Source organism: Pseudomonas sp. PNPG3 (assembly GCF_023093815.1).
In the GTDB taxonomy this organism is placed as follows: domain Bacteria; phylum Pseudomonadota; class Gammaproteobacteria; order Pseudomonadales; family Pseudomonadaceae; genus Aquipseudomonas; species Aquipseudomonas asiatica.
This window is the reverse complement of sequence record NZ_JALLKV010000034.1, coordinates 1-12,582: the sequence shown is the minus strand read 5'-3', so window position 1 is coordinate 12,582 and position 12,582 is coordinate 1. Positions and strand designations below refer to the sequence as shown.

General features: G+C 63.5%; 8 protein-coding genes. 5 read left to right on the top strand and 3 right to left on the bottom strand.

Features of this window, described 5'->3' with window-relative positions; translation table 11 throughout:
- Positions 1–11 precede the first annotated feature (11 nt).
- A complete protein-coding gene (locus MJ643_RS20070; protein WP_013970807.1) occupies positions 12–1,430 on the top strand; it encodes an aldehyde dehydrogenase family protein in 1,419 nt (472 codons plus the stop codon).
- A 44-nt stretch (positions 1,431–1,474) separates the two neighbouring features.
- The gene (locus MJ643_RS20065) at positions 1,475–1,798 is read left to right on the top strand and encodes a RidA family protein (protein WP_049866930.1); all 324 of its coding nucleotides are present in this window, start codon (positions 1,475–1,477) and stop codon (positions 1,796–1,798) included.
- A gap of 23 nt (positions 1,799–1,821) precedes the next feature.
- Here the strand turns inward: MJ643_RS20065 and MJ643_RS20060 are convergent, their stop codons facing one another.
- From MJ643_RS20060 to MJ643_RS20050, 3 genes are all read right to left on the bottom strand, one after another.
- Positions 1,822–2,775: an arsenic resistance protein gene (locus MJ643_RS20060; RefSeq protein WP_208209678.1), complete on the bottom strand. Its 954-nt coding sequence runs from the start codon at positions 2,773–2,775 to the stop codon at positions 1,822–1,824.
- Positions 2,776–2,969: 194 nt separating this feature from the next.
- Positions 2,970–4,223: a serine hydroxymethyltransferase gene (gene glyA, locus MJ643_RS20055; protein ID WP_003256308.1), complete on the bottom strand. Its 1,254-nt coding sequence runs from the start codon at positions 4,221–4,223 to the stop codon at positions 2,970–2,972.
- Positions 4,224–4,419: 196 nt separating this feature from the next.
- Complete coding sequence (locus tag MJ643_RS20050) at positions 4,420–8,250, bottom strand: bifunctional diguanylate cyclase/phosphodiesterase (RefSeq protein ID WP_047594547.1); 3,831 nt, start codon at positions 8,248–8,250, stop codon at positions 4,420–4,422.
- 248 nt (positions 8,251–8,498) lie between these two features.
- Here MJ643_RS20050 and MJ643_RS20045 point away from each other — a divergent pair, with 248 nt between their 5' ends.
- From MJ643_RS20045 to gdhA, 3 genes are all read left to right on the top strand, one after another.
- The gene (locus MJ643_RS20045; protein WP_024086234.1) at positions 8,499–8,900 is read left to right on the top strand and encodes a hypothetical protein; all 402 of its coding nucleotides are present in this window, start codon (positions 8,499–8,501) and stop codon (positions 8,898–8,900) included.
- Positions 8,901–9,190: 290 nt separating this feature from the next.
- Positions 9,191–10,858, top strand: a complete 1,668-nt coding sequence (ettA, locus tag MJ643_RS20040) for an energy-dependent translational throttle protein EttA (protein ID WP_015268893.1) — start codon at positions 9,191–9,193, stop codon at positions 10,856–10,858.
- Positions 10,859–11,173: 315 nt separating this feature from the next.
- Entirely contained in the window at positions 11,174–12,514 is a 1,341-nt protein-coding gene (gene gdhA / locus MJ643_RS20035; protein ID WP_015268894.1) for an NADP-specific glutamate dehydrogenase, read from the top strand.
- The last annotated feature ends 68 nt before the right edge of the window (positions 12,515–12,582 follow it).

The window sequence follows — 12,582 nt, the reverse complement described above, 5'->3', positions numbered from 1 at the left end:
GAGCAACCTTCATGAGCCTGACTTCCGTGTCCCGGGTAGCCGTCCAGCAACCCGCCTTGATCGATGTCTACAGCCCGTTCGACGGTAACCTGGTCGGCAGCGTCGCCAACCTTGCTGCCGATGCCGTGCCAGGTCTGCTCGTGCGTGCTCGGCAGGGCGTGCACGAAAGTGCTGCGCTGCCTCGGCACCGTCGCGCGAGCATCCTGGAGCAGGCGGCCCGGCTGATAGAGCGCGATGCAGCCGATTTTGCCGGCCTGATTGTCGACGAAGCGGGCAAGACTCTGCGTCAGGCCGAGAAGGAGGTGAAACGCTGCATCAACACGCTCAAGCTGTCTGCCGAGGAAGCGCGGCGCAATGCCGGCGAGGTGGTGCCGTTCGATGCCTACGAAGGCTCCGAATCGCGTCAGGGCTGGTTCACACGCGAGCCGCTGGGGCTGATCCTGGCCATCACGCCGTACAACGACCCGCTCAACCTGGTGGCGCACAAGTTGGGGCCAGCGATTGCCGGGGGCAATGCGGTCATTCTCAAACCCTCGGAGCTGGCCCCGCTTTCTGCCTTGAAGCTGGTGCAGTACCTGGTCGACGCGGGGCTGCCAGAGGCCGTCGTCACCGTGGCCACTGGCGGTGCCGAACTGGGCAAGGCCCTGGTGGCTGTGCGTGAAGTGCGGATGATTTCCTTCACAGGCGGCTTCGCCACGGGCGAACAGATTGCCCGGGGGGCGGGCCTGAAAAAACTGGCCATGGACCTGGGTGGCAACGCCCCGGTGCTGGTACTGAAGGACTGCGACCTCGAGGCCACTGTCGAGTCTTGTGTGTCAGGCGCATTCTGGGCGGCCGGGCAGAACTGCATCGGCACCCAGCGCATCCTGGTGGACGCTTCGATCTATGAGGCGTTCCGCCAGCGCTTCGTTGCCTTGACCCAGGCGATGGTGGTGGGTGATCCTGGCCTGCGCGAAACCGACATGGGGCCGATGATCACCGAAGGCTCGGCCCGGCAGATTGAAGAGCGCGTGAACCAGGCCCTTCAAGGCGGCGCTCGCCTGCTCTGTGGCCACAAGCGCCAGGGGGCGACCTATTCGCCGACAGTGCTGGAGGGTGTTGACCACGCCAGCCGGCTGTGGCGTGAAGAGGTGTTCGCACCGGTGGTGATGCTGGCGCCCTTCGAGGATATCGAGCAGGCCATAGCGCTGGCCAATGCCCCGGAGTACAGCTTGCACGCTGGTGTGTTTACCCGAGACCTGTCCTTGGCGTTGAGCCTGGCACGGCGTATCGAGGCGGGCGGCGTGATGATCAACGACTCGTCCGACTACCGCTTCGATGCCATGCCATTCGGTGGCTCCAAATATGGGAGCCTTGGGCGCGAGGGGGTGCGGTTCGCCTACGAGGACATGACTCAGCCCAAAGTCGTCTGCCTCAACCAGATGGGCTAATAGGAGGAATCTTGATGATCGAACGGTATGGACAAGGCGAACGGATGTCGCTGGCGGTGAGCTACAGGGGCCTGTTCGAAACGGCTGGCGTGGTCGCGGACGACCTGCAGCAGGATGTGCAGGGGCAGTTGCGCCAGGCGTTGAGTACGATCGATGGGCTGATGGCTGAGGCCAACGTCGGCAAGGAACATTTGACCCGGGTTCAGTTATGGATTGCCGACTACAGCCACTTCGACCTGGTCAATGAGGTGTACGACGCCTGGTTGCAGGGTTGTCCGAAACCAGTACGGGCTTGCGTAGGCGCAGACTTGGGAGAGGGTTACCTGGTCGAGGTACAGGTATTTGCCGTGTGCCCTGAGCGCTCCTGACCCAAAGCGGCTGACGCCCCGGGTCAGCGCACAAACCGGGGTATCGCCTTTACGTAGACCAGTTCGCCTAGCAGTTCCACCAATGTCTGCGTAATCACAGCTGCCGCCGCCAAACCGCGCATGTCTTCCGGCAACGCCAGCGCCAGCGGCAGCACTACCAGCGAATTGCGCGTGGCGGCGCTGAAGGTTACCGAGCGTGCTTCGGTGGCCGGCAAGCGCAGCAGCCTCGCCGATAATATGCCCAGCGCAGGCGCCAGCAGCATGAAGCCGATGTACACCGGAATCACCGGCAGCAAGCGGTCGAAATCACGCAGCACCACGGCAATCTGCGAGGCGATCACTACCACCAGCACCAAGGCCATGGCCGGTACCGGCATCCACGCCCAGGCATCGTTCCAGGCCGAGACCGTGCGCGAGCGACGGGCGCCGGCGCTGGTGAGTACGGCGAGGACCATCGGCAGCACGATCAGTAGCACGAAGGCTTCCACGAACGGGGTGATGGAAATGGCCACGCTGCTGTTGTCACCCAGCATCAGGGCCAGGTAGAGCGGCAGCATTGCCAGTTGTACCAACAGCAGCACAGGGGTGGCGGCCAGGGTCAGGCGGGAGTCGCCTTTGCCGATGTGGGTGAAAACCACCACGTAATCGATGCACGGTGTCAGCAACACCAGCAGCGCGCCGATGAGGATCGCCGGGTGCTCGACCAGCCCGCGGGTGATGGCCCATCCCAGTAGCGGCACGAGGACGAAGTTGGCCAGCAGCAGGGCGGAAGTGAAACGGCGGTTGCCCAGACCCTGGCGCAAGTCGAGGAAGGGGATCTGCAGGAACATCGCGTACATCAGCACGGCGATGGCGGGGGTGACCAGCGCCTCCAGGAGCTGTGCAGTGTCGCTGGTCAGCAGGCCGAACGTGACGGCGGCGAGCACGGCGACGAAATAGATCGGGACCTGGTGGGTTTCAAGTTGCTCTCTGGTCAAGGTAGGGCCTGTGCTTGAAGGGAGGAACGCAATCATAGCCTGTGGGAGCGGGCGTGCCCGCGAATACCGGCGCAGGCCGGTGCCATCCACCGAGTCGTCTTCTTCGCGGGCACGCCCGCTTCCACAGGATTCGCCACCTGAAAACGAAAAAGCCCGGCACTAGGCCGGGCTTTTTCCTGTCAGGCAATCGCCAATCAGTTGCCGTAAACCGGCAGCTTCTTGCAGATGGCCTTGACCTTCTCACGCACGGCGTCGATCACCGCTTCGTTGTTCAGGTCAGCCAGGATGTCGCAGATCCAGCCAGCCAGCTCGCGGCACTCGGCTTCCTTGAAACCACGGGTGGTAACGGCTGGGGTGCCGAAACGCAGGCCCGAGGTGACGAACGGGGAACGTGGGTCGTTCGGTACCGAGTTCTTGTTGACGGTGATGAAGGCTTTGCCCAGGGCGGCGTCAGCATCCTTGCCGGAGATTTCCTGCTTGATCAGCGACAGCAGGAACAGGTGGTTCTGGGTGCCACCGGAAACCACGTCGAAACCACGCTCGATGAACACGCTGGCCATGGCCTGGGCGTTCTTCACGACCTGCTGCTGGTAAGCCTTGAACTCAGGCTGCAGGGCTTCCTTGAAGCAGATGGCCTTGGCAGCAATGACGTGCTCCAGCGGGCCACCCTGGGCGCCAGGGAAGACGGCGGAGTTCAGCTTCTTCTCGATCTCTTCGTTCTTGCGAGCGAGGATCAGGCCGCCGCGCGGGCCGCGCAGGGTCTTGTGGGTGGTGGTGGTGACCACGTCGGCGAACGGAACTGGGTTCGGGTACACGCCAGCGGCAACCAGGCCGGCAACGTGGGCCATGTCGACGAACAGGTAGGCACCGACCTTGTCGGCGATGGCGCGGAAGCGGGCGAAGTCCAGAACCTGCGAGTAGGCCGAGAAGCCGGCAACGATCATCTTCGGCTTGTGCTCGACAGCCAGGCGCTCGACTTCGTCATAGTCGATCAGGCCGTTGCTGTCGATGCCGTACTGGATGGCGTTGTACAGCTTGCCCGAGGAGCTTACCGAAGCACCGTGGGTCAGGTGGCCACCGTGGGCCAGGCTCATGCCCAGGATGGTGTCACCGGCCGACAGCAGGGCCAGGTAGACGGCGGCGTTGGCCTGGGAGCCGGCGTGCGGCTGGACGTTGGCGTAGTCGGCGCCGAACAGTTCCTTGGCACGGTCGATGGCCAGCTGCTCGACGACGTCGACGTACTCGCAACCACCGTAGTAGCGCTTGCCTGGGTAGCCTTCGGCGTACTTGTTGGTCAGGACCGAGCCCTGGGCCTCCATGACTGCCGGGCTGGTGTAGTTTTCCGAAGCGATCAGCTCGATATGCTCTTCCTGGCGCAGAGCTTCTTGCTGCATGGCTTCGAAGAGCTCGGCGTCGTACTTGGCAATGGTCAAATCACGGCTGAACATGGCGGTCCTCAAGGATCGGGGTGAATTGGGGGGGCATTCTAACCGATTGATCCGCGGCTGGCATATGAAGTGGCATCAAGTCGCGGACCAATGGGCTTCACGTTGCATCCCGCGCCGTTTCTGGGCTGGGCGGGAACTGGAGTTGACTCGCAGGTCCGTTTTTTGGGGCGCTGTGCGCCCCATCGCCGGCAACTGCTCAATGGAACATGAAGAGCTTCTCGTTGGCGAACTGCGCCTCGAACTGATGCGCCGGCATCGGCCGCCCGAACAGGTAGCCCTGCACCTCGTCGCAACCATGCTCGCGCAGGAACTCCAGCTGCTCGTGGGTCTCCACCCCTTCGGCGATCACCGCCAGGTTGAGGCTGTGGGCCATGGCGATGATCGCTCGGGCAATCTGCGCATCCTGCTCGCCTTCAGGCAGGCCGTCGACGAAGGTGCGGTCGATCTTCAACACATCGATCGGGAACTGCTTGAGGTAGTTCAGCGACGAGTAACCGGTGCCGAAGTCGTCCACCGCGATGCTCAGGCCGAGGTTTTTCAGGCTGGCGAGAATCTGCATGGCTTCGTTCACTTCGCGCATCAGGATGCTTTCGGTCAGCTCCAGCTCCAGGCACGCCGGTGGCAGGCCGGTTTCTTCCAGAATGGTGGCGATGCGCGTGCCCAGCTGGCCGTCGGAGAACTGCCGCGCCGAGATGTTCACCGACACCTTGGGCACGCGCACCTTGGCCTTGTGCCAGGCCTTGAGCTGGCGGCTGGCCTCGCGCAGCACCCAGTCGCCCACGTCCACCACCAGGCCCAGTTCTTCGATCACCGGGATGAATTCGCCCGGCGGGACCAGGCCGCGGGTCGGGTGGCGCCAGCGCAGCAGGGCTTCTGCGCCGGTCAGGCGCTTGCCGTCGCCACTGAACTGCGGCTGGTAGTAGAGGATGAACTCGTTCTGCTCCATGGCATGGCGCAGGTCGCTCTCCAGCTCCAGGCGTTCCAGAGCGCTGGCGTTCATCTCCGCCTGGTAGAACTGGAAGTTGTTCTTGCCGCGCTCCTTGGCGTGGTACATGGCGGTGTCGGCGTTTTTCATCAGCTGGCTCAGCTCGCTGCCGTCCTGCGGGCTGAGGGCGATGCCGATACTTGCGGTAACGAAGAACTCGCGGTTTTCCAGCACGAACGGCCGCACCAGGCTGCCGAGGATGTTCTCGGCCACGTGGATGGCGCGGTTGAGTGCCATTTCACGGGTAGCGCGCGGTTGCAGCAGCAGGGTGAACTCGTCGCCGCCCATGCGCGCCACGGTGTCGTCGTTGTCCACACAGGCCAGCAGGCGCTGGGCCATGTCCTTGAGCATGCGGTCGCCGGCAGCGTGGCCGAGGGAGTCGTTGATCGGCTTGAAGCGGTCCAGGTCGAGGAACATCAGCACCACCCAGGCCTTTTGCCGCTCGGCCTGCTGCAGGGCGTTGTACAGACGGTCCTGGAACAACGTGCGGTTGGGCAGGTGGGTGAGGGCGTCGTAGTAGGCCAGGCGGTGGATGCGCTGTTCGCTGGCCTTGCGCTCGCTGATGTCGGTGAAGAAACACACGTAGCTGGCCAGGTCGCCTTCGTCGTCCAGCACTGCGGTAATGCCGACCCAGGCCGGGTAGTGGTCGCCGTCGCGGCGCTTGAGCCACATTTCGCCCTCCCAGCTGCCGCGCTGGTAAAGCTGCTTCACCACGTAGCGCAGGTGGCCTTCCTGCTGCTCGTCGACGGTAAGCATGCCCGGCAACTGGTCGAGCACCTCGCTGACGGCGTAGCCACTGACGCGGCTGAACGCTTCGTTGGCCTGGACGATATAGCCCGCCGGGTCGGTGATGAGGATGGCCGAGGTGGAGTGCTCGAATACCGTCGCGGCCATGCGCAGGTCTTTCTCGGCACGGCGTTGCTGGCTGATGTCGCGGCCAACCCCGAGCACGCCTTCGAAGCGCTCTTCATCGTCCCACACCAGCACCAGGCGCAGTTCGATGGGGATCTTGCGGCCATCGGCGCGCAGGCAGTCGAAAAGGAACAGCTGGGTGGGCAGCTGGCTGCGTAGCTGGGCAAGCTGGGCCGGGTCGCCCATGGCCTTGCTGACGCGCTCCATCAGGCTATAGATGCCGGTGAGCTGGGACGGGTTGGCGATGATCGACTGCCAGCCGTTGGCGAAGATCCAGTCGGCCTGGTAGCCCAGCACGCTTTGCACCGAGGGGCTTACGTAGTTGAGCTGGAGCAGCCTGTCGGTAGAGAAGATCACGTCGCTGATGCTTTCGGCGAGCATGCGGTAGCGCTGTTCGCTGTCGCGCAGCGACTGGCTGGCCTCGATCTGCACCGTCACGTCCTTACCCACGCCGATGATGCGTGTCACCAGGCCGTCGGCGTCACGGGTCAGCACTTGTTCGCGGATGTCGTAGCAGCGCCAGCCGCCATCACGGTGGCGGAAACGCAGCTGGCAGTGCAGCGGCTGGTCATGGCCGCTGTCGCGCTGTTGCTGGCGCAGCGCCTGGTAGTGCGTGGCATCCTCGGGGTGCAGCAGCAGCTCCCAGAAGCGCTCGCCCATATGCGCCAGCTCGGTACGGTCGTAGCCCAGGGTCTGGCCGAGGTGGCGGTTACTGAAGATCATGCGCTGGCTGAGCACGTCCTGCACATACAACTGGTCGGGCACCGTGCGCACCACGTCCGACCAGAAGCTCTCACGCTCCAGCAGCGACAGCTCCACCTGCTTGCGGCTGGTGATGTCGCTGATGCTGAGGATGACCGCCTGGCAGTCGCGGCGCTGCTGCGGCAGGCGGGCCATCAGCCACAGGTGCAACTCGCCACCCAGCGGCGCCGGCAGGCGCACCTCCAGCTCCAGCAGCGGGCGCTGTTCGATCAGCGCGTCGATCAGCTGCATGCCGATGCTGTCGCGGCCATCGCCAGTGCCATCGATCAGGCGCTGCCAGGCACCTTCGTGGCTGTCGATGTTCAACAGTTGGCGGGCCACCTGGTTGATCTCGGTGATCTTCAGCTCCAGCAGCAGCGAGCGGCGCAGGTTGGGGTCCAGGGCCAGGCTGTGTTTGAGCGCGGCACGGTTGCGCAGGTGGTAACGGTCGAGTTGGCCGGGCAGGCTGGACAGGTCGAGCACACACAAGGCCACGCCGGTGCCTTCGAAAATTTCCTGATAGCGCCGGCGGTCGTCCTGCAGCGCCCGTTGGCGGCGGCGCATGTTGACCAGGGCCAGCATCGGCAGCAGGGCGCAGAACAGCACCAGCAGGCATTTGCCGAGCAGCGCCGGCAGCAGCCTCTGTTGGGCCAGCTTGGCGTCGAACAGGCCGCGCAACTGCCAGGTACTGTTGTCGATGAAAGCCAGCATCACGCTTTGCAGCGGTTTGTTGCTGGTAACGGCCGGCGCATGGCTTTGCAGTACCTCGCCGTTGCGGCTGTTTTCCAGCAGCCACAGCGGGTGGCCGGCACCATCCAGGTGGAGGGTGAGGGTGCGGTAGTAGTCCGGCGACAGGCGCAGCAGCCAGTAGCCGCGGCCCTGTTCGGTGGCCTGGCGAAGCAGCAGGTAGACGGTGCGGTTGTCGCCCGAATTGGTGAAGAAGTACGGGCTGCCCTGGTTCAGCCTGAGCAGCTCGTCAAGCAAATGGCGGTCAGGGCTGCCGGCCAGGCTGTCGGCCTGCACCTGGCCGGTAGCGTCCAGCCAGGCCATGCTCTGCAGGGCCGGGAGGCGCTCGCGAAGGGTGCCCAGCAGGCTGGGCAAGGCCGAGGGCGTCGGCGCCTTGACGTAGGGCTGCACCACATTCACGGCCTGTTGCGCCTTGAGGGCCATGTTCAGGCTCAGGTGGTCGGCCAGTTCGGCGGTGGCGTCCAGGCTCTGTTTGCGCAGGTCAGCCTGGGTATGGTTGAACTGGGCGAACAGCTGCCACAGCAGCAGGCCCAGCAGGATCAGGGCCAGCAGCGCCAGCGCACCCTTGATCGACCCGCGCAGCGAGGCGACGGGCGCCTGTGGCGCGGAACGCAATGACGACGGATGAGTAAGATTGGTCAAGCGTTGATCCTGCGATTGGGCTGGCGATGGCAGGGATGGATCATGCACGGTGTGTGCCGGTGTCTGGTTGCCAGACCGCGGTGGCGCACTATAAGGCCGGACACCCGAAACGGGCTAGCATGCCTAGGATTATGGCAAAGTGCCAGCCGATGTGACCGGTGGTGCCTGCCCGGTGGTTCGGCAAGCCCCTGCAACCTGTGCGAGAATAGCGCCCGCTTCAAATGACAACGCATCGGAGATGTTCGGTTTTGGTTACTCACTTTTCCTCCAATGGCCTCGATTCCGCCTGCGGGCGCAGCAGTCAGACCCTTGTCAGCACTGCCGTGACCGAGGACGTATCCTGCAAGTCTTGCCAGCGTTCGCTGAGCAAACCCGAGGCGGCAGCTGTCGCCAAGAGCAAGAGCCCATCACTGGCCGAACTGCGCAAGACCGCCAAGGCGGCAGTTGAGCCGGCTGTTACCGTGGCCGAGGTCAAGCCGGCGGCCAAGGTTGTCAGCGTGCCTGCGGCCGCCAAACCGGCCAAAGCTGCTGAGCAGCAGCCGGCTCGTAGCGGTGGCTTCAGCGTGAAGTCCGCCTGGGCCGCGCGCCTGGCCGAGCAGGGCGACCGTTGCCGCTTGCCTCGGGGCAAGGCCAAGCAGCGTCACGTCTGAGTCATCTGCAGCTATACCGGCCCTTTCGCGGCTAAAGCCGCTCCCACAGGGATTATCACTGCCTTCGAGAACTGTGCAGTACCTGTGGGAGCGGCTTTAGCCGCGAAGAGGCCAGCACAGGCAATAGATTCCCCCCGATCCCACCCCCACCATCCGCCCCTCCTATGCAACGCCGCGCGTTGGCGTAGAATGGTCGACTTTGTTCAATGACACCCCGTAAATACATCCCCCTGGCCAGCGCGCCGGGGCGATCGTCGATGTCTTTACCTATCTGATTAGAGGGCTTGGTTTTGGCTCAATACGTCTACACCATGCATCGGCTGAGCAAGGTCGTGCCGCCGAAGCGGGAAATTCTCAAGAACATTTCCCTGTCGTTCTTCCCGGGCGCCAAGATCGGCGTGCTCGGCCTGAACGGCGCGGGTAAATCGACCCTGCTGCGGATCATGGCGGGCGTCGACAAGGAATTCGACGGCGAAGCCCGTCCGATGCCCGACATCAACGTTGGCTACCTGCCACAGGAACCGCAACTGGACCCGAACAAGTCGGTGCGCGAAGTGGTCGAGGAAGCGGTCAGCGTGATCAAGGACGCCCAGGCACGCCTGGACGAGGTCTATGCTGCCTACGCCGAACCGGATGCCGACTTCGACAAGCTGGCCGCCGAGCAGGCCAAGCTGGAAGCCATCCTGCAGGCCGCTGACGGCCACAACCTGGAGCGCCAGCTGGACGTTGCCGCCGACGCCCTGCGTCTGCCGGCCTGGGATGCACGCATCGAGCACCTGTCCGGTGGTGAGAAGCGCCGCGTGGCCCTGTGCCGCCTGCTGCTGTCGGCCCCCGACATGCTGCTGCTCGACGAACCGACCAACCACCTGGACGCCGACTCGGTGGCCTGGCTGGAGCGCTTCCTGCACGACTTCCCGGGCACCGTGGTAGCCATTACCCACGACCGTTACTTCCTCGACAACGTCGCTGGCTGGATCCTGGAACTGGACCGCGGCGCCGGTATCCCGTACGAAGGCAACTACTCGGGCTGGCTGGAAGCCAAGTCCGAGCGTCTGGCGCAGGAATCCAAGCAGCAGAGCGCCCACGAAAAGGCCATGAAAGAGGAACTGGAGTGGGTGCGCAAAGGCGCCAAGGCCCGCCAGTCCAAGTCCAAGGCACGTCTGCAGCGCTTTGAAGAAATGCAGTCGCAGGAATTCCAGAAGCGCAGCGAAACCAACGAGATCTACATCCCGGCCGGTCCGCGCCTGGGCGACAAGGTCATCGAGTTCAAGAACGTCACCAAGGGCTACGGCGACCGCGTGCTGATCGACAACCTGTCGTTCTCCATGCCTAAAGGCGCCATCGTCGGTGTGATCGGTGGTAACGGTGCCGGTAAGTCGACCCTGTTCCGCATGCTGATGGGCAAGGAACAGCCGGACTCGGGCAGCATCGAGATCGGTGAAACCGTGCAGCTGGCCTGCGTCGACCAGAGCCGCGAAGACCTGGACGGCGGCAAGACCGTGTTCCAGCAGGTTTCCGACGGCTCTGACATGATCCGCATCGGCAACTACGAGATCCCGTCGCGTACCTATGTGGGCCGCTTCAACTTCAAGGGTGGCGACCAGCAGAAGTTCGTCAAGGACCTGTCCGGTGGTGAGCGTGGCCGCCTGCACCTGGCCCTGACCTTGAAGGAGGGCGGTAACGTCCTGCTGCTCGACGAACCGTCCAACGACCTCGACGTCGAAACCCTGCGTTCGCTGGAAGAAGCCCTGCTGGACTTCCCGGGCGCGGCGATCGTGATCTCCCACGACCGTTGGTTCCTGGACCGTGTGGCTACCCACATCCTGGCGTACGAAGACGACTCGAACGTGGTGTTCTTCGAGGGTAACTACACCGAGTACGAAGCCGACCGCAAGAAGCGCCTGGGCGATGCTGCTGCCCAGCCGCACCGTGTACGGCACAAGAAGCTGGCCCAGTAAGTCGGTGTTCTGATGCACAAGAATGGGGCCCTTCGAGGCCCCATTTTTGTGCTCGGCTGGAAAGTGGTGTTGGCTTCTTCGCGGGTAAACCCGCTCCCACAGGGATGCCCATAGCTCTCGGGCTTGCGCAGCTCCTCTGTGGGAGCGGGTTTACCCGCGAAGAGGCCAACACTGATAGCGAATTTGTATACACTTATATAAAACGCACCAAATAATTTCAAAAAAACGACATTTCGCCCTATTCCGGTGCGATTGCTTCTTGGTACATTCCTGAAAAAAACCAATAAGTCCAATCCTCTTGGTGAGATGTCTACCATGATCGAATCTGTCGACAATTTCCTCGCGCGCCTGAAGCAACGCGATCCGGCCCAACCTGAATTCCACCAGGCTGTGGAAGAAGTGCTGCGCAGCCTTTGGCCATTCCTCGAGGCCAACCCGCATTACCTGCAGGCCGGCATTCTGGAGCGCATGGTCGAGCCCGAGCGCGCCGTACTGTTCCGTGTGTCCTGGGTCGATGACCAGGGCAAGGTGCAGGTCAACCGCGGCTACCGCATCCAGATGAGCAGCGCCATCGGCCCGTACAAGGGCGGCCTGCGCTTCCACCCGTCGGTCAACCTGGGCGTGCTGAAGTTCCTGGCCTTCGAGCAGGTGTTCAAGAACTCTCTCACCTCGCTGCCCATGGGCGGCGGCAAAGGCGGCTCGGACTTCGACCCCAAAGGCAAGAGCGACGCCGAAGTCATGCGCTTCTGCCAGGCGTTCATGAGCGAGCTGTACCGCCACATCGGCGCTGACCTGGACGTCCCGGCCGGTGATATCGGCGTGGGTGCCCGCGAAATCGGCTTCATGTTCGGCCAGTACAAGCGCCTTGCCAACCAGTTCACTTCGGTGCTGACCGGCAAGGGCATGACCTACGGCGGCAGCCTGATCCGCCCGGAAGCCACCGGCTACGGCTGCGTGTACTTCGCCGAGGAAATGCTCAAGCGTCAGGACAAGCGTATCGATGGCTGCCGCGTGGCGATTTCCGGTTCGGGTAACGTGGCCCAGTATGCCGCGCGCAAGGTCATGGACCTGGGCGGCAAGGTGATTTCGCTGTCCGACTCCGAAGGCACCCTGTACGCCGAAGCCGGCCTGACCGATGCCCAGTGGGATGCGGTGATGGAGCTGAAGAACGTCAAGCGTGGCCGCATCAGCGAACTGGCCGCGCAGTTCGGCCTGGAGTTCCGCAAGGGCCAGACCCCGTGGAGCCTGCCGTGCGACATCGCCCTGCCGTGTGCCACGCAGAACGAACTGGACGCCGAAGACGCCCGCACCTTGCTGCGCAATGGCTGCATCTGCGTGGCCGAAGGCGCCAACATGCCGACTACCCTGGAGGCTGTGGATATCTTCCTGGAGGCCGGCATCCTGTACGCCCCGGGCAAGGCCTCCAACGCCGGCGGCGTGGCCGTGTCGGGCCTGGAGATGTCGCAGAACGCCATGCGCCTGCTGTGGACTGCCGGTGAGGTGGACAGCAAGCTGCACAACATCATGCAGTCGATTCACCATGCTTGCGTGCATTACGGTGAAGAGGCGGATGGCAGCATCAACTATGTCAAGGGTGCGAACATCGCGGGCTTCGTGAAAGTGGCTGATGCGATGTTGGCGCAGGGCGTGGTTTGATCTGAGGCCGTTGGGGGACTGTCAGTTTTTTTGTGTTCGGGCCGGTAATGGCCTGCCGCCAGGCAGGC